This window comes from Gracilimonas mengyeensis, assembly GCF_900182705.1.
In the GTDB taxonomy this organism is placed as follows: Bacteria; Bacteroidota; Rhodothermia; order Balneolales; family Balneolaceae; genus Gracilimonas; species Gracilimonas mengyeensis.
Map to the genome: position 1 here is coordinate 159,619 of NZ_FXTP01000005.1, position 18,914 is coordinate 178,532.

Annotated in this window: 15 protein-coding genes and 1 tRNA gene; 10 read left to right on the forward strand and 6 right to left on the reverse strand. The window is 45.0% G+C overall.

Features of this window, described 5'->3' with window-relative positions; translation table 11 throughout:
• Positions 1-513 precede the first annotated feature (513 nt).
• On the forward strand, positions 514-3,327 hold the full coding sequence (uvrA, locus tag FN815_RS07230) for an excinuclease ABC subunit UvrA (protein ID WP_142453961.1): 2,814 nt from the start codon (positions 514-516) through the stop codon (positions 3,325-3,327).
• 278 nt (positions 3,328-3,605) lie between these two features.
• A complete protein-coding gene (locus tag FN815_RS07235; RefSeq protein WP_185957209.1) occupies positions 3,606-4,193 on the forward strand; it encodes a porin family protein in 588 nt (195 codons plus the stop codon).
• Between the two features lie 61 nt (positions 4,194-4,254).
• Here FN815_RS07235 and FN815_RS07240 read toward each other — a convergent pair whose 3' ends face one another.
• The 3 genes from FN815_RS07240 to FN815_RS07250 are packed head-to-tail and all read right to left on the reverse strand — an operon-like array spanning position 4,255 to position 7,371.
• Entirely contained in the window at positions 4,255-4,752 is a 498-nt protein-coding gene (locus FN815_RS07240) for a response regulator (protein ID WP_142453963.1), read from the reverse strand.
• A 10-nt stretch (positions 4,753-4,762) separates the two neighbouring features.
• The gene (locus tag FN815_RS07245) at positions 4,763-6,163 is read right to left on the reverse strand and encodes an SLC13 family permease (RefSeq protein WP_246075177.1); all 1,401 of its coding nucleotides are present in this window, start codon (positions 6,161-6,163) and stop codon (positions 4,763-4,765) included.
• Between the two features lie 11 nt (positions 6,164-6,174).
• Positions 6,175-7,371 (reverse strand): porin, encoded by a 1,197-nt coding sequence (locus tag FN815_RS07250; RefSeq protein WP_142453964.1) that lies wholly within the window; start codon positions 7,369-7,371, stop codon positions 6,175-6,177.
• 639 nt (positions 7,372-8,010) lie between these two features.
• Between FN815_RS07250 and FN815_RS07255 the strand changes: the two genes are divergently transcribed.
• The 6 genes from FN815_RS07255 (at position 8,011) to FN815_RS07280 (ending at position 14,939) form a co-directional block, all read left to right on the forward strand.
• Positions 8,011-8,931, forward strand: a complete 921-nt coding sequence (locus FN815_RS07255) for a DUF58 domain-containing protein (protein WP_142453965.1) — start codon at positions 8,011-8,013, stop codon at positions 8,929-8,931.
• 474 nt (positions 8,932-9,405) lie between these two features.
• The gene (locus FN815_RS07260) at positions 9,406-10,626 is read left to right on the forward strand and encodes a serine hydrolase domain-containing protein (RefSeq protein WP_142453966.1); all 1,221 of its coding nucleotides are present in this window, start codon (positions 9,406-9,408) and stop codon (positions 10,624-10,626) included.
• A 465-nt stretch (positions 10,627-11,091) separates the two neighbouring features.
• Positions 11,092-12,444, forward strand: coding sequence for a T9SS type A sorting domain-containing protein (locus FN815_RS07265; RefSeq protein WP_142453967.1), 1,353 nt, complete (start codon positions 11,092-11,094; stop codon positions 12,442-12,444).
• Between the two features lie 600 nt (positions 12,445-13,044).
• Positions 13,045-14,130 (forward strand): DNA polymerase IV, encoded by a 1,086-nt coding sequence (gene dinB, locus FN815_RS07270; protein WP_142453968.1) that lies wholly within the window; start codon positions 13,045-13,047, stop codon positions 14,128-14,130.
• 279 nt (positions 14,131-14,409) lie between these two features.
• Entirely contained in the window at positions 14,410-14,730 is a 321-nt protein-coding gene (locus tag FN815_RS07275; protein ID WP_142453969.1) for a DUF4258 domain-containing protein, read from the forward strand.
• Positions 14,731-14,732: 2 nt separating this feature from the next.
• The gene (locus FN815_RS07280; RefSeq protein ID WP_142453970.1) at positions 14,733-14,939 is read left to right on the forward strand and encodes a hypothetical protein; all 207 of its coding nucleotides are present in this window, start codon (positions 14,733-14,735) and stop codon (positions 14,937-14,939) included.
• 51 nt (positions 14,940-14,990) lie between these two features.
• On the opposite strand, the gene FN815_RS07285 is transcribed toward FN815_RS07280, so the two are convergent.
• A complete protein-coding gene (locus tag FN815_RS07285; protein ID WP_142453971.1) occupies positions 14,991-15,419 on the reverse strand; it encodes a type II 3-dehydroquinate dehydratase in 429 nt (142 codons plus the stop codon).
• Entirely contained in the window at positions 15,416-15,814 is a 399-nt protein-coding gene (locus FN815_RS07290) for an HIT family protein (RefSeq protein ID WP_142453972.1), read from the reverse strand. Before FN815_RS07290 ends, FN815_RS07285 begins: the two co-directional genes overlap by 4 nt.
• Before the next feature lie 125 nt (positions 15,815-15,939).
• Between FN815_RS07290 and FN815_RS07295 the strand changes: the two genes are divergently transcribed.
• Both FN815_RS07295 and FN815_RS07300 read left to right on the forward strand, forming a co-directional pair.
• Positions 15,940-16,374, forward strand: a complete 435-nt coding sequence (locus FN815_RS07295; protein WP_185957210.1) for a TlpA family protein disulfide reductase — start codon at positions 15,940-15,942, stop codon at positions 16,372-16,374.
• Positions 16,375-16,439: 65 nt separating this feature from the next.
• Positions 16,440-16,512, forward strand: a tRNA-Lys gene (locus FN815_RS07300).
• A 415-nt stretch (positions 16,513-16,927) separates the two neighbouring features.
• On the opposite strand, the gene FN815_RS07305 is transcribed toward FN815_RS07300, so the two are convergent.
• Entirely contained in the window at positions 16,928-18,859 is a 1,932-nt protein-coding gene (locus FN815_RS07305; protein ID WP_142453974.1) for a phospholipase D-like domain-containing protein, read from the reverse strand.
• Positions 18,860-18,914: the final 55 nt, after the last annotated feature.

The following is an 18,914-nucleotide window of genomic DNA, read 5'->3' on the forward strand; positions in this document are numbered from 1 at the left end:
TAAAGGGTGAAATCTAAACAAACTAAATCAGCGTAATCCCTGAATCCGCCAAATCCGTGATTCAAAATCCCTTCCAACGTTCTAAGCCCCACTCCACCATTTCGACCTCTTCTGTCTTCTCCTTCAAAAAGGAGAATGACTCCTAGAATGAGCCTCAAATTTGGAAACAAACCATCAACAAATTAAGGTCCCGGCACTTCCTCTCCTTGTAAGGAGAGGATTGAGGTGAGGTCGAAGTTTAAGAATCTGAGGAATCCTTAACCTACAATCACAGCTATGCTTTATATACAAATGCGTTCCAACGCAGAGCGTGTGGAACGAGGAGTAAAGGAGAAATCTGAACTAATTAAATATGCGTAATCCCTAAATCCATTAAATCCGTACTTCACCCCTCAAAATTAATTCAATAAGCCGGAGAGCTGCCGCCAATTATTTTGTTGTGAGCCTATGTCGGTTTGCCGGCGTTAAATTGTTATATTCAGGGTTCGTAAAAATTCAGGATTGATCATAACCATGGCCAAGACACAGACGGCTTCTCAACAAGCAAAAAAGCAGGAAGAAGAACGCCCCATTATTATCAAGGGCGCACGTACGCACAATTTAAAAGACATCGATGTTGAAATTCCACGCGGCAAACTCACCGTAGTTACGGGGGTTTCCGGTTCCGGGAAATCAAGTCTGGCTTTTGATACCATCTACGCCGAAGGACAGCGCCGTTACGTGGAAAGTCTCTCCAGTTACGCCCGGCAATTTTTGGAGCGCATGGATAAGCCCGATGTGGATTTCATGCAGGGCATCTCACCGGCCATGGCTATTCAGCAAAAAACGACGTCCAACAATCCGCGATCCACGGTTGGAACCACCACCGAAATTTACGATTACGTTCGCCTTCTCTTTGCCCGCATAGGTAAAACTATTTCGCCGGTTTCTGGAGAACAGGTAAAAAAAGACTCTCCCCGAACAGCGATTGAAAAGCTCTATGATAGCCAGGAAGAAGGCGAACGTTTTTATGTGCTCCATCCCATCCCGCAACACGACAAAAAGAAGCTGGATGAAGAACTGAAGGTTCTGAAGGAAAAAGGACTTACCCGCTTATTGAACGTTGATGATGAAAGTATGGTGGACCTGACCACGGACGACATCAACCCAAAGAAATTTAAAGCAGACCAGCACCGCGTACTTATTGACCGCCTAGTATTAAAAGATGATGATGAAACCCGCACCCGTATTGCAGACTCGCTGGAAACAGCTTTTCAGGAAGGAAATGGGCGCTGTGCCATTAAAATGCGGGGCGGTGAAGAGCTCAAGTTTAGTGAGCGTTTTGAGATGGACGGCATGGAATTTCATGAACCCACGCCCCAAATGTTTTCCTTCAATAACCCCTTTGGCGCCTGTGATGAGTGCGAGGGTTTTGGCAAGGTGGCTGGCATCGACGAAGATCTGGTAATTCCCGATCCTCAAAAAACTATCCGAAATGGAGTGATTGCACCATTCACATCTCAGAAATTCAGCATGCACATGAAGGATTTGATCAAAGTGTGTGCCCGCGAAAAGATTTCTATCGACACGGCCTATGCCGACCTCCCCAAAGACGTGAAGAAAATGATTTGGGAAGGCAAGGATGAATACATTGGCATCCGCGAGTTTTTTGATATGATCAAAAGCCAGAGCTACAAAGTGCATATGCGGGTGTTGTATTCCCGTTATCGCGGATACAGCCGCTGCCCCGAATGCGAAGGCTACCGCGTGCGTAAAGATGCGCTGTATGTAAAAGTGGGTGGATTGCATATTGGGGAAGTCTCGGAACTTACCATCGGTCATGCCCGCGAATTTTTTGATGATCTTGAGCTTTCTGAATTTGAAGAAGATGTAGCCGGACAGATTCTGTATGAAATCCGCAAACGACTTAAGTATCTGGATGAAGTTGGATTAGATTACCTCACGCTCGACCGCCTGGCTAACACCCTGAGTGGCGGAGAGTCGCAGCGAATCAGCCTGGCGAATGCATTGGGTAGTTCGCTCATCGGCAGTTTGTATGTGCTGGATGAGCCGACCATTGGCCTGCACCCCCGTGATAACGACCGTCTGATTTCGATTCTGGAATCGCTGCGGGATATCGGGAACACCGTATTGGTGGTTGAGCACGATCCCGAAATGATTAAAGCGGCGGATAATGTCATTGATATTGGTCCTTTTGCCGGAACGCACGGCGGAGAAGTCGTTTACCAGGGACCCACTGACACACTCCTTAAAGCTGATACACTGACCGGCAAATACCTCAGCGGGCGCAAAGAAATTCCGGTCCCCAAAAAACGCCGGAAGGGAATTGATAAGGTTTTATCCCTGAAAGGAGCTTCAGAACACAACCTCAAAAATATTGATGTGGACTTCCCGCTGGGGATGATGACGGTAGTAACCGGCGTATCCGGCTCCGGCAAATCCACTTTGGTACATGACACACTGTACGGGGGCATTCAAAAACACCTTGGCTCTTACAATGACAAAGTAGGTCGACATTCTGATCTCTCCGGTATGGGGGCCATTCATTCCGTTGAGATGGTAGATCAAAGTCCTATTGGCCGCTCTACGCGTTCCAACCCAGCCACTTATACCAAAGCATTTGATGGCATCCGCGATCTTTTTGCGAATACCAAACAGGCAAAAATCATGGGCTACACGCCGGGTCACTTTTCATTCAACGTGCCGGGCGGACGATGTGAGGAATGTCAGGGTGAAGGGGTTCAGCGTATTGAGATGCAGTTCATGGCGGATATCGAGCTGACCTGTGAAGTGTGCAACGGCACCCGCTATCGCAAAGACGTACTTAACGTAAAATACCGTGGCAAAAACATCCATAATGTACTGGAGATGCCCGTTTCTGAAGCCATCGAGTTTTTTGTGGATGAAGCGACCATCGTCAACAAGCTGCAGCCGCTTGAAGATGTGGGACTTGGTTACTTACAACTGGGACAAAGTGCCACCACCCTCTCGGGTGGAGAAGCACAGCGCGTGAAGCTGGCTAAATTCTTATCTAAAACTTCTACCGATCACACGCTTTATTTCTTTGATGAACCTACTACCGGACTGCATTTTGAAGACGTAGCCAAGCTGCTGGACTCTTTTAACGAGCTGGTACAACAGGGCCACTCGGTGATCATCATCGAGCACAACCTCGACATCATCAAATGTGCCGACTGGGTGATTGATCTCGGTCCCGAAGGCGGTTTCGGCGGCGGACAAGTAATTGCTGAAGGCACGCCCGAAGACCTCATGAAAACAGAAGGCAGCCATACGGGGCATTTCTTGAAGGATTATTTAAAAGGTTAGGGTGTTATAGTGTTAAAGTGTTAGGGTGCTACAGTGTTATAGTGTTTCAGTGTTAAGGTGCTATGGTGCTACAGTGTTTTAGGTGGATATAGTTACCCATTGGAATTACCTGTAAGCCTTACAATTCTATCGATTACTCACGAAACCACTGCGGAGACCGTAACACCCAAACACTCTAATACTGTAACACCCTGCCCTTCGGAACATAACAACCGCTTCGCTGGTATGGATGAATGAGAATAACAAAACCAACTCAAAATCCATCAAACAAAATGAATATGAAGAAAGCGATAAGCGGAATAGTACTCGGGCTTTTCTTGCTGGCAGGCAGCACAGCCCATGCACAAATGATGCCCCAGTTTGGAGTAAAGGGCGGGCTAAATTATTCCACCTTCAACAATACGGAAAATACTGAATACAAGGCTGGAGCGCTGGCTGGTGTATTTGCCAACTTCAAGGTTCCAAACAGTCCAATGGCGGTACAGCCTGAGGTTTTATATGCCCAATACGGAAGTAACTTTGAAGATACCGATGCCAAGCTGTCGATAGACTACATTCAGATTCCGGTTTTGGCGAAATTTGCTTTCGGGCCATCAGAATCTACCGTAGTGCCTGAAGTATTTTTTGGCCCCTATGCAGGTTTTAAAGTGAATTCTGAAGTAGAAGGAGATGAATTTACCGTAGAAACCGATGACTTTTTCGAGAGCACCGATTTTGGCGTAGCAGTGGGGGCAGGCGTAAATATTAGCCAGGTTAGCCTGGAGTTTCGCTACACCGCAGGTTTAACCAATGTGGTTGCCAATTCAACCTTTGAAGACAACCAGAAAAACGGTGCCTTTAGCTTAACAGCTGGCATTAGCTTCTAAGCACTTAATACCAAGTATTTTATTTAAAGGCCGGGCAATCTTGTCTGGCCTTTTTTATGTTTTAGCGATCCCCCATTTGTTTCTTACGCATGGCTTCGGACAGTTTTTCTGAATCCAGGATTTGCATGAATGGCAGGAGATTTTTTTCCTTCTCAATTACATAGTCGGTCAGCTCACGAACTACAGACTCTTCCAGCTCTTCCCTGCTCCATGGCTTGGCGATGTAATGATCCAAGTCGGCCTTATTTATAGCCAGGATGGTGTCCTCATGACCCGCTTGTCCAGTTACCAGTATTTTCTTGGTGTCTGAAGTCTCTGGGTTGTCACGCATTTCGATTAACAAATCCACTCCGTTTTTTCCAGGCAGCACGTGATCACACAAAATCAGTCCAATACTGTTTCCTTCACTGATAATATCCTCTATCACCTGTTCCGCTTCAACCGCATCATTGGCAGTCTCTAAAGGGAAAAAGGGCTCAAACTTCTCCAGGTCTTTCACCAGGGCGTCCATCACTTCCAGTTCGTCTTCTACAATCAGCAGGTAAATTTTCTTATCCATGTTGAGGTCCTCAGTTAATTAGTAATGGCCAGTAAAACAAGGCATATAAAGTCACCATAAGCAATCCGAAAGCACCAATGACTAATCCTGATTTCGTCATGTGCTTGGTTTTCAAGGTACCGGTACTCATGGCAATAGCGTTTGGCGGGGTTGATATCGGGAGTATCATCGCCATGCTGGAGCTAATACCAATCACCAGGCTGATCAATATCAGACTAAAGCCCTCTCCCGCAGCGCCGGAAGTTGCCAAACTCACGGCCAGCGGAATCAGTAAGGTAGCCGATACGGTATGCGACAGGAAGTTGGACATGATGATGGTTACCAGGCCGAATACCACAATGAGCATCAGTGCCGAAAACAGATTCCAGTTGATGGTGGCAATAATCCATTCGGCCAGCCCGGTACTTTCCATGGAAATCCCCAGTGAAAGTCCGCCGGCAACCAGCCAAAGCACCTCCCAGGGCAAACCACGGATTTCGTCTTTATCCAGGATTCCCGTCAACGAAAGTATTGCTACCGGCAACAAAGCAATGATGCTACTACCGATGCCGTGCAGCGATTCAGTAATCCAAAGGCCGATAGTCAGGCCAAAGACAAGATACACCTGAATAGCATCTTTATTTTTCTGAAAAGCTCCTTTTACATCCAGCTTGATGCTATCGGTTTTGGGTTTGAACATCCAAAGCAAAACAACCCAACTTGCGATTAACATCACAATTACCAGCGGAGTGGCAAGGCCCATCCACTCGGTAAAGGCAATATCTATTCCCTGGTTTGATAAGGCGCCAATTACCACCGCATTGGGCGGCGTACCAATGGGCGTGGCTATTCCGCCGATATTAGCTGCAAAGGGAATACAAAGCGCCAGTCCGATACGTACCGGATCATCCATTTCCGTTTTGGCAAGGATGGGTAAAATTACCGTCATCATCATAGCGGTAGTGGCCGTGTTGCTCATAAAACCCGAGAGCAGCGCCGTCACCACCATCAACCCAAGAATGATGAATTTTGGTCGGGAACCAAAAGGTTTCAGCAGCACTCTTGTGATATTCTTATCCAAGTCAAACTTAACGGCCGCAGCAGCAAGCACAAATCCCCCTAAAAACAAAATGATAATGGGATTGGCCAGCGTGCCTATAAATTCAGTGTAGCTGTTGGGTGTATATTGAGCCGTGGCTTTCGGAAATAATACCCCTTGCTTACTCAGGAAAAACACCTGCAGCAAAATAACCAGCATAGAGGTAGCATAAATGGGAACCGGCTCCAGCATCCAAAAGACAGCTGCAATGATGAAAATGCTAAGCGCTACGTGCCCGGCTTCCGACAACCCCGGGATGCTCACAAAAAATGGAATCGCGAAGCCGATGAGGCCAAGAAGAATAGAAACAGAATCTTTAGTGAAGTATTTCATGATTTCAGTTGTTAAAAGCTAATGCTAAACTGTGTGAGAACTTGCAGGTACATCTTATCCTTGGCGGCTGCATATTCTTCATTCAGGAGGTTTAATTCAAACTGTAATTTCAGGTGATGTCCCCGCAGAAAATGATTGAGACCCAGCGTGTACGTATTCTGTTGCGTGAACTGTGCTTTGGCAGCCTGTAAATTGTCATGGGGATTTAACAAGCTCACACGCAAGGTAGGTTCTGTTTTTGGACTGATGAATTTACCGCCTTGCACCGAGAATCCGCTGCCTCCAACAACAAGGCTATAACTTTGTACAAAAAAATCCCCTACCACTTGTTCTATGATTTCCTGATCCACTTTACGATCTGCATATTCAGCCAAAATGGATAAACCATTGAATTTAAAGACGCCATCGAGATATAAAGCGCTGATGTCATCCTCCTGACCTTTCCAGAGATTATTTGGCCCCTGCCCACCAATTTGCACATAAGCATCCTGATTATAATACACGGCACCTCCCAAGGAAAGCTTCGGAGTTTCCTCGTGGTACAAATCACTTTCCCTGTAATCGCCGCCTTCAGCAAAAGTGCCGAATGGCAGCCACTCCAAACGTCCGCCATAGGCCATGCCGCCCTCAGCCGAGGGCTTATTCATACCTTCACCATGGGTAATACTCAAGTATGATTTAACGAGTGACTTTTTTCCAATTTCCAGATTGTACTGTGCAATCATGCCAATATCATAGCCCGGCCAGTAGGAACGAGAAACGGGCGAGCGGTCAATCATTTGAAAGGCTTCTGATACGGTACGGAATTGTCGTCCCCCAACCGGCCAGAGCTGTCCAAAATTAAGCTGTAAGTTGTCCGTGGCTTTCCATCGAAACTCTGCATTAGAGAGGGTAAAGTTACCTTTGTCCATCTGGGTTTGGACGAAATAGGTAAGCTTTTTGTCATAAAAATATCCGTGAATCCTGATGCGTGCCCGACGCATTAAGAAGTTAGGTTGCACGGCATCGCTGTAATCCATCGGGACCGTAAAGCCAAATTGCTGTTGCAACCGTGTGCTGATTTTGAATCCCATAAAACCATCGGCACTTTCTACATAGAATCCTTTCTCGGGAGATAAGGTGATTTTAGCCGATTCAGTTGCTTGGGCGGATACCATTTCCGGTACCAAAAAAACGAATAAAAGAAAGAGAATTCTGAGGATATACACGACTTCATTTTTTGTTTGAGAACTATCTTGTTCACACCTTAATACTATCCCTATTTTACAAAGTATTTGTGAAGATTCCGTCTTTCTATCTTCTTTTTTTATTAGGATTTAGAACTGGAAGCGATTCCATGAAAATTGCAGATTACAGATTGAAAATTGAACGATTATTTTTTGGTTTGCATCACTCCATGTCGTGTGGAAAGTGGACAGATTATCTCTTGGATAAAGTCTGTGGAACTTTGGCAACATTGACCCTCACCTTAATCCTCTCCCGGGAGAGGAAATCTTTAGGGAACGCATAATACTTATGCTTAGACTTTTGCCATTAACTTTGTTCTTGATTTCAACATCAACCACCACTAAGGAGCTTCCCCGCTTGGGCGGGGATTGAGGGGTGGGTAAATGGTGCCAGTGAATGTATACCCACAAAGTGAGATTGTGAATTATTCCTCGTTTAAGAACCAAGATTTTGCAGGATTAATGGGATTAACATGATTTATGACCCGATATAATTCTCAGGCTTTTTCTTAATCCAGTTCACACATACAAAACTTATTTACAACATTCCCCGCTTTCATTCATTACTTTAATCCGGTACCATAAGCAGTAATCTGCGCAATCCAATAATCCCAAAAATCTGTGATCCTAAAACCCGAAATACTTTCCAAGCTCGCATCTCTCGAACTGCGTGCAAAAAAAATTGTGGAAGGCTTCATCTCCGGGCTCCATAAAAGCCCCTTTCACGGATTCAGTGTAGAGTTTGCCGAACATCGCCCCTACAATCCCGGCGACGATTTCAAGCATATCGACTGGAAAGTGTATGCCAAAAAAGAGCGTTTTTATGTGAAGCAGTACGAGGAAGAGACCAACCTCCGCGCCTACGTAATGCTGGATACCAGCTCCTCCATGCTTTTTAAACACTTTGGCGAATGGACCAAATTACGCTATGGAATTCACTTTGCGGCCTCACTGATGTACCTGATGCACCGCCAGCGCGATGCCTGTGGCCTGATTCCCTTCCACTCTGAAATCGAAAGCTTCATCCCGGCCAAATCTACCTATAATCACCTGCGACAGATTTATACTGAGCTGGAACGGGAACTGATCAGGGAGGAAAAGGACGACGGTGTTAAACGACAAACCGCCTCAGCTCAGGCCATCCATGAAGTGGCGGAACGGCTGAATCATCGCAGCCTGGTCATAATCATCACCGATTTATTTGAGAATGTAGATCAGCACGAGGAAATTATCTCGGCTCTGAAGCACTTGCGGCATCGTAAGCATGAGGTATTGCTGTTCAATGTGCGGGAAAAACGCAGTGAACGCGATCTCGATTTCCCTGACCGACGCTTTGTATTTGAAGACATGGAACTGGGGGATGAAGTTGAAGTACTGCCGGCGCAAGTCCGCAAGGATTACCAGAAAAAAGTAGCCGAGTACACCGAGAAATTCCGGCTTGCCTGCAGCGAGTTTGAAATCGATTTTGAGGAAATGGATACTGAGGATCAGTTTGACACGGCTCTGTTGGCTTACCTAAATAAACGCCGTCGTCTGGGGTGATTTGAAATCGCCAATCGATCTTTCGGTCCATCGATCACTCGCATTTCTTTAGGGGTAGTAACAGTGTTTCCCTCATAATTAAAATGTTATCCCTAAGCCTCTCCCCCCGAATGCATTGTGGGGCAAGCCAAATCCTGTCTCTCTCCAAAGAGAGATATTTTCTTCCCTATTCCTGCTTGCTGAAACTACTCCACAATTTTGTTAATGCCACGAACCTGTGTCCCTTTGGAGGGACCGATTTCAGAGCAGACAAATCCTGCTCTGAAATCAGGGAGGGCAGTTACGAAGGCTTGAAATCCTACCCTACCCCTTCCTTCCTGCGCAGGCAGGAATCTTATTGTCCCCACCTCAACTTTTCTAAATACAGTCTACATTTTTTAAAAAACACAAAACTTTCCCTCCTCACCCGGCAGCTTTCCTTTTTTGTGATATATTCTGCGAAATTGATTAGTCAATCACGAAAACATATCTATCATGAAAAAACTGAGTCTTAAACTATTCCTTCTACTAATCATCTCCGGGCTAAGTGCTTCCGTATTTGCCCAGGATTACTTTCCCGGAAAATGGGGCGATTGGGAGAAACGATCCCCGGAGGAATTAGGACTCAATCCTGATAAAATCCAGGAGGCCATTCAGTTTGCTCAGGAGAATGAATCGGATAATCCCCGCAGCATGGAAGAAAATCACTACGGCACCTTTGGGCGCGAGCCTTTTGGGGATGGCATTGGCCCATTTAAAGACCGTGGACCTCAAACCGGCATTATCGTGAAAGATGGCTACATCGTGGCGGAATGGGGCGAGCCGTTTCGGGTAGATATGACCCACAGCGTAACCAAAAGTTTTCTAACAACCACTATCGGAGTGGCTTATGACCGCGGACTGATCCGGGATGTGCACGATAAAGTAGATCCGTATATGGCGCCCATCATGCTGGTGGAGTGGGACGACAATAATAACAAGGCTGATGACTTTGGCAAAGCCAAAGTATTTCAACCCTTCAAAGGCGAACACAACAGCAAAATTACCTGGAACCACCTGCTGCGCCAAACCAGTGACTGGGAAGGCACCTTGTGGGGCAAACCCGACTGGGCCGATCGTCCCTCAGAAGACCGCTCGGAATGGATGACCCGCGAGCGCCACGAGCCTGGCTCTGAATGGGAATACAACGATGTACGGGTGAATGTGCTTGCTCTTGCGGCCATGAATGTGCTGCGCGAGCCGCTTCCCAAAGTGCTGCGAGAAGAAGTGATGGATAAAATCGGCGCTTCACCCACTTGGCGCTGGATGGGTTATGAAAATTCCTGGGTGATCATAGACGGACAACAAATGCAGGCTGTGAGTGGTGGTGGTCACTGGGGCGGTGGCATGTTCATCAACGCCCGCGACCAAGCTCGTTTTGGGTTACTCACCTTGCACAATGGTCGCTGGAAAGATGAGCAGATTATCTCCGAAGAATGGAACAAATTGGCTCAAACCCCCACCGAAGCCAACACCAACTATGGTTTCATGAACTGGTTTCTGAACGTGAATAAAGACCGCATCCCAAGTGCGCCCACTTCTGCTTTCTTCCATCTCGGCTCCGGCACAAACATGGTATATGTAGATCAGGAAAATGACCTGGTGATTGTCGCCCGCTGGATTAAAACCCCCGCCATGGATGGGATTGTAAAACGTGTGCTGGAAGCGATGGAGTAAGGCTGTTGAATATCGAATATTGAATACAGAACATTGAATATCGAACGGTAGATCTCTTGCAAGTATCAACTATTTGGCTTTTTCAATCTCCCTAAAGCTTAAATAGGCTCGTTTTACACTTGCTCCGTTAGGAGCAACATATTGGTAAAAAAGCCCACTGATAAGAACCAATTTTTGCCCGGATGGCATGAAGGCGCATTCGGTTTTTCCGAAAATTGAACAACCAACCCGGCACCAACCCAAACCACGCATACGTTCCAACGCAGAGCGTAGGAACGAGATGTGGGGAGCTGGAAACACAGGACATCGGAGCGAGGCGCAATCCCCTAACACCTAAAACCTTGCACCTTGCTACTGCCCTCTTGCCACTTTATCCTTATTCATATCAACAACCCCTAAACCTCTACAAATCATTTATTAATAGAAAGGTTTTGACTTTCTTTCTTCCTTTGTGTTGATTCAAGTATGAAAAAATATGTCAAGATAGTTTTGTTGTTTATTGGGGTACAGTCCTTGGTATTTGCACAAACGCCACAGCGTATTCATGATCTAAAAAGTCTTACCGACAGCTCGGGGACTGACCACCTGTTTTACCGGATCGATACTGGAACTGATGATTCCGACTCCTATACCAATCATGTATACCATTATAATTCGAAAACCGGCCAAGAAAAGGTTCTGATACTGCACTACGGTAATTCCTGGACTAATAACAGAGTGCTGGATTACAAGTTTCTGGATAATGATCCGGGAAATTATGTGTACATCCATAATTCTGAAGAGTACACCTTTATCTCAAGAAGTGATAGCACGGAAATAGCAGGTGGTTTTTATGTTACAATGGACCACTTAACCGTAGAAGGCACCAACAATGGCAGGGTATATGTAGAGGTAAATGGCGGAATGGTAATAGGCAGGAACGGAGGCCGGGACTGGCCAAAGATTGACATAGATAGCTTTGATGAAATTCCCGACAGTTCTAGGCTGGCTTTTCCACTCCGATCTCTGAGCCCTTATGATGATTCATTGATGTTTGGGATTGATTATACTTTTGGCTCAGATAATAATGGGTTTTATCGGAGTATTGATCAAGGAATAACGAAAGAATTCATAAGCGATAGCTTATATGGCTCTAACATTCAATATGACTCAAATGGAACTTTTATTTATTTGATAGACACCATTGGTGCTCCCGGTTCAGATGTGAATTGTTCTCTTGAGCAGTGTAAATACGGACTATATATAAGCTCAACTAAAGGAGAGCAAGGAAGTTGGTCTTTGGTGAAAGTATTCAAAGGGCATGTTCACATACAAACTCATTCAAAAGAATCTGGGAAATTATATGTTTGGAATTCTGATTCAGTTCTGGCTAGCAACGATTACGGAGAACATTTTGAAGTACTGATTGATCCCCAAGAAAAAATTACGGGATTCACTGCCACAGATAGCAGTATTTACTACACCACTATTTCTACACTATATGAGCTTAAGGATGGACAATCTACAGAGCTCTTATCCATCCCAGTGTCCAACGAAACGCCCGAACATATTCCCACCCAACACGAGCTATTGCAAAATTATCCCAATCCTTTTAACCCGGTAACTACTATCTCCTTCAAGATGAAGCAACCGGATATAGCAAAAATCGAGCTGTATAACATTCAGGGACAAAAGATTAAAGACTTGGTCAATGAACACAAAATGGAAGGCACACATATCATAACACTGGATGGCTCTGATTTATCCAGTGGCACCTACATCATACAAGCAAAATTAGGAGGGCAGCTACAAACCCAATTCATTTCCCTCATTAAATAACGTGAGTTCGATATCAAACCCGTCATCTTGATACGTTGAGGTCAATCTCATTGAAGAGATGACAGTATCTGTGATGTGTAGTTATCGCGGGTCCAGCCCCGCGATCTCCTTACTACCGGCAGAGCCAGGCAATAACGAGGTATTGGTGAGTAATACTCTATGTGCCGTAAGATCTCGGTTCTGCGATTCCGCTGCGCTCCCCGAATACTCGGGGCCGGGAGGAAAGGTCTGTTTTTGCGCCATTGTTATCTAGAACTCCCCTTAGGAAACTCTGTTCATAGAAACCACAAATATGCTCCATTAGGAGCAATATATTGGTAAAAAAGAACAATAAAGGATCCCCCAATTTTCGCCCGAATGTTATAGAGGCACATTCGTTCTTTACGAAAATTGGGCAACCAACCCGCCACCAACCCAAACCATCCATACGTTCCAACGCAGAGCGTAGGAACGAGACGTGGGGAGCTGGAAATACAGGACATCGTAGCGAGGCGCAATCCTCTAACACCTAAAACCTTGTGCCTTGCACCTTGCTACTCCCCTCTTACCACTTCCTTACATTCCCCTTTCCTATAAACCTTCATATGTGTAATTTATGTTATGGATTCCAACACGCCCATTCGCAAAATTATCCATATTGACATGGATGCCTTTTATGCCTCTGTAGAGCAGCGGGATAATCCCGAACTGCGGGGTAAGCCGGTGATTGTGGGCGGATCTCCCAGCGGCCGGGGCGTAGTGGCGACGGCCAGTTACGAAGCACGTAAATATGGCGTCCATTCGGCCATGCCCGCCTCCAAAGCCGTACGACTCTGTCCCAACGGCATTTTCGTAAAAACCCGATTTGATGCGTACAAAGAAGCCTCCCACCAAATTCGCGAAATCTTTTTTGAGTATACCGACCTGGTAGAACCCCTCTCGCTGGATGAGGCTTTTCTTGATGTCACCGAAAACCATAAGAACCTGCCTTCCGCTACTCTTATAGCCAAAGAAATTAAGGAACGCATTTACGAAGAAACCAGGCTAACAGCTTCGGCCGGGGTTGCACACAACAAATTCCTGGCAAAAGTGGCCTCTGATATCAACAAACCCAACGGCCTCACCCTTATCACTCCGGAAAAAGCAGAGGCCTTTTTGGAAGAACTGGACATCAAACAATTTTTCGGGGTGGGAAAGGCTACGCAGAAAAAAATGCACGCGGTGGGCATCAAAACCGGGGCCGATTTAAAAGAGTGGAGTGAAATCGACTTGGTGAAAGCCTTTGGTAAATCCGGGCGATTCTATTATCGGATTGTGCGGGGAATTGATCACCGGGAAGTGAAGCCTCACCGCATCCGCAAGTCCTATGGCAAAGAACGTACGTTTTCTGAAGATGTAGAAAGTCTGGAGTGGATCAACAATTTCCTGGATGAGCTGGCCCAAACTATTTCCGAGGGGATGAAGAAAATAAATGCGGCAGGAAAAACCATCACCCTGAAAGTCCGCTACAAAAACTTCGATACCATCACCCGCAGTTATTCCCTCACCCATCACACCAATCGGCATAGCGAAATTATGGAAGTAGTCCGCACCCTGATGGAAGAAACCGAAGTGGGTAAACGTCCGGTGCGCTTGTTGGGCATCACCCTTTCCAACCTCAATTTGAACGAGAAGGAAGTGTATAAGCAACTGGAATTGGGGTTATAGTGTTAGGGTGTTTCAGTGTTAAGGTGCTAAAGTGTTACTGTTTTCAAACGCATACAACACCCAAACACTGTAACACCATAGCACCATAATACTTTCCTTGTAACCTTCCCGAAATTTTGAAGTGATAGTAGTATCCTATCCAAAAAGCCGTGCCGGATTTATTTCTGGTGCGGTTTTATTTTTATAACTGATATTATGACTCTCTCTAGCTAATTTGGCTTTATTGCTTTTTACTTGCTTCCTTACGATAATAAAATACTTCACGAGCAAATAACCAGATTGTCCGATTTTTTAGTTAAAATAAAGCAACTTGTACGTAATGAATCTGTTCGTATATCTGAACATGGTTACGATGAACTGAGTGATGATAAACTCAGCGTTCGTGAAATTATTCTCGGGATAGATCATTCCTTAATCGTTGAAGAATATCCTGATTACCCAAAAGGTCCATGCATTTTGGTTTTACAACAAGACAAAAACGGAATGCCTGTTCATGTACTGTGGGGAATTCCTAAAGGACACAATCAACCCGCCGTACTAATAACTGCTTACAGACCTAATCAAGACCAGTGGAGTAAAGATTTTTTAAAGAGGAAGTAATTATGAAGAAAAAAAAATATATCCATTCTGGTAATTTCGTTGCTGAAGTTGAAGTAGATTTGATTTCATCCGAAGATGAATGGGCTCCTTACCTGACACTTGATGACGCCCAAAAACTGGATCAGGCCCGAGAAGCTCTTCAGGATAAAGATCTGAAGAAAGCCTCTCAATTTGGAAAAGTGTACAGGATGGAACCGATTCAACCTTGATTTAAATTTTTACCAATCAATTCAAGTCCACTCATCCTTTCGTTGCTACTCTTATTCCGCCAACCGCTCCAGAGCCTCAACCCCCAGCACATAACTGTATTTACCAAAGCCGGTAATAATGCCGTCCATTACGGCGCCAGTTACTGATTTTTCCCGAAAATCCTCGCGGGAATGAATGTTGGAAATGTGCACTTCCACCTTGGGAAACTCCACCGGATCCAGTGCATCCCGCAGAGCTACCGAAGTATGGGAATAGCCGCCGGGATTAATCATCAATCCCTCCGTGCCCATTTCCATCGCTTTGTGGATTTCATTGATTAGCTCTCCCTCCAGGTTGCTTTGAAAAAACAGGAAGGTATGCTCCGGAAATTCATCCCGGATAAAATCCTCCAGTTCTTTCAGGCTGCCTGAGCCATAGGTTCCAGGATCTCTTTTGCCGAGCAAGTTTAAATTCGGCCCGTTCAGTACCAAAATTTTCATAGTGCTACCTTCCCGCTAATTTGATTCGCCAGTTCCTGCATGCGTTCTTCATTTGGATCAACTTTCTTACCCAGGCTAAAAGCTTGCGTTTTTTCGTAGATAGGAATGAGATGCACATGGGCATGCGGCACTTCCATCCCTTCCACAATAATACCGGTTCGTATAGGTTCAAGAGCCTCATCAATCCCTTTGGCCACTTTTTGTGAAAACTCCATCAACGCACTCAATTCCTCCGCCGGTAAATCAAAAATATAATCCACCTCTTTTTTGGGGATACAAAGTACGTGTCCTTCAGCAGCTGGGTTAATATCTAAAAAAGCATAATGCTTGTCGTCTTCAGCTATTTTATAACTGGGGATGTCGCCTTGTATGATCTTCGTAAAAATACTTGCCATAATTATCTATTCAAGCTGTTATTTTCTATTCGCTTTAAGATACTATCCAAAAAACAGAAATCCTTATGAAGTCTTCAAGCCTGTTTATCTGTCTGTTTGTTTTTTTCGGGTTGATGAGCTCTTCGTTGGCAGCCCAATCTTCTGCTCAGCTAATTGGAGAAGTCACCAAAGAACAGATATTGAAATCTGATCGAATCTATGAAATCTATTTCAACCGCTATCAACCCGAAAACGAAGCCGTTGAATATCTACAAGCGCTGCAAGATAGTATTTCAATCTATGTGTTTTGGGGAAGCTGGTGTCCGGAAAGTAAAAAACAAGTTCCGCGCTTAATCAAAACCCTGGATCGGGCTGGCAACGAAAATATCAACGCGCACTACATTGGAACGGACGCTCAAAAAAAATTCCCAAAAGAATTTTTAAAAAAGTTTGATATCAAATATATTCCTACCGTTATGGTTTTAAAGAGCCAATTAGAAGTTGGGCGAATCGATCAAAAGCCCAACATACCAATTGAAAAAGCTCTGATTCAGGTTCTAAAAAAGGATAATTCAAATTGAGTCAAGAAAATTTAAATTTTCATTGTACTCTAAATAATAAATCCCTTATCTTTGGAATCTCTTGAGAATCGGTAGCTCAGTTGGTAGAGCAACGGCCTTTTAAGCCGTGGGTCGAGGGTTCGAGCCCCTCCCGATTCACTACCTTTTTTTGATTTTTTGTGTTACATTGTGATGAACGATATCATTAAAGCATTTTAAACAAATCGTTCTTGATTCACAGACTTTTTGATTATTATTTTCATAATGACTCTCTCTTGACCAGCCCCATACGATTGACCTCGGATGGGGTTTTTTATTGGACGCTTCTTTTTTCTGTTCTTCAAAGTATCCAAGTCTGTTTCTATAACGCTCTTCAAGTCCCGTCTATCTTATGTATATGAGCTAACACTACCCATCTACCATTATCATAAGTTTGCGTAGAGATTAAGCTTTTATGAACTATTGATGCCCCACGCCAGATCCGGATAATGACTAAATACATTCTTCCAGTCCCGCACAGCATCCTATTTTGAAAAAAAGAAGCTCAGTCAAACCCATTTTATATTCGAAGCAATTAATCCACCGTGGTGATAGGCCGCAATTTTTCCAGCGTTTTAGGACCAATCCCTTTGATTAGGGTAAGCTCACTTACATCTTTAAAGCTTCCGTTCTGTAAACGATATTCCACAATGCGCTTTGAATAGGCCGGACCAATTCCCGGTAACAACTGCAGGGTAGCTTCATCAGCTGTATTGATATTAATGGGATACATGACATTTGTTGGACTACCGGTATCCACCTCTTTTACCCGCAATACTTTGCGGCCCCTTTTCTCAGGATACCTCCAGAGGCCGGCTGCTTGTTTACGTGCCTGATCTTCATACACCGCAAAAGCTGCCACCGAATCGGGATGCTGCCTATAATATTCTAATGTCGTCCCATAGCCTTTTTCAAGAATCAGCTTATTTAAACTTACCGGCTCGCCATCATAATCAATTTCAACATAGGCTTGGAAAGCATTATAACGTGCCTCAGGTTTGTTGTTATCAAAACCTTTCAGGCGCACACGGCGGCCTTCCAATAAATTTTGCATGTATTCTGCCGCAGCACCCGCATAGTAATACGCCGAATCTTCCCCGGCATACAATGACGGCACATTCACCCCAAGCAGACGCACGGAATAGCCAAAGCCCGGAAGCACCTCAATATCAAAGCGGCTGCCGTCTGAAACTGAATAAATTTCATACCACTTATCGGTATAAATGGGAGGCGCAGGCGGATAGCTTTCTTCTTTAGCACGACTCATCACCCCCATAAAATCCTGGTAAAACTGGTTGGTGATTTTATCGGAAAAGATAATCAGTGTGTTTTCGTCGTTATTCAGTTCGGCATTCATCGAAAAATTATAGGAACCTGCGACAGTAACTGCTACATCGTTTGAATCCGGATGCTGAGCATCAATCAGTATCAATTTGTGATGCAGGGTGCGTAATTCGTTGGCCGCCCGGATATTTCGGTTTCCCAGCCGCGCCTCAGGTGCAGCCCAAATCTCTCCGGCACTTTCGTAACGACTGTAAAACCGCCGGTCAATTACGCCATTAAGCAGAATCCTTCCATCGGCAGTCTGGTTCCACATTTGTTCACTAATCGGGATGTTTGGAGTGATAGCAAAAGCCTGGAAATTGATATCGTACTGGGCTTCATCATGTAACAATTTCACCAATCGCTCGCTCACACTTGGCTTGGTACGATCCCGGTTTACCGGGGCAAAATATACTTCCAGGCGTGTGCCGCCCACATCAAAAACGTTCTGGCTCACATTGCTTTTATCCTTGTGATACACAGCCTTTTCTTCATCCGGAAGTTCTCCTGATCCTCCCCACATTTGCTCAAACTCCTCGGTATACGCTCCGGCCACCTCGCTGTCTTTTACAACAATCGTGTGATTGGTGTTGTAGGCACCGGTATAAGTCAGGTTTGTGGATCCGGTCCACACATAATCATCCTCAGGTGAATCACTCAAATAATCAATCACCGCAAATTTGTGATGCATATCGGAGCCATCATTCACCAGATCATAATCAATAATACTTCCATCAGGATGGTAGACATCGCCGTCGTCATCAATGGAATAAATCCCACCCTTGCGCAGAATTTCCCAGATAATTTCATCGTACTGACCGGCATCGGTGCGATTGTGATTATCCGTAACCAACCGAACTCTCACGCCCCGGTCTTTAGCCCGAACCAACGCTTCCGCAATTCGGGGATGCTCTATATCATAAATACACAGATCGATGCTGGCAGTGGCGGAATCGATTCGATCTTCCAGGGTCTGCAGCAAATCCCAGTTACTGTTACTCTGGTTCCCTGGAGTAGCCACGGAGTGATCGGATGGCATATTGAAGTATACTTTAATCCACTCGCTTTGTGCTTGTACGTTGTTGCCTGTCCATATCCATCCCAGAAAAAATAACCAAACAGCCCACTTTTCAATCTTATTCATCAACAAAAACCCAAATTGTATTTGATCGCTAAATTAATGTATTTTGGCCTTTAAT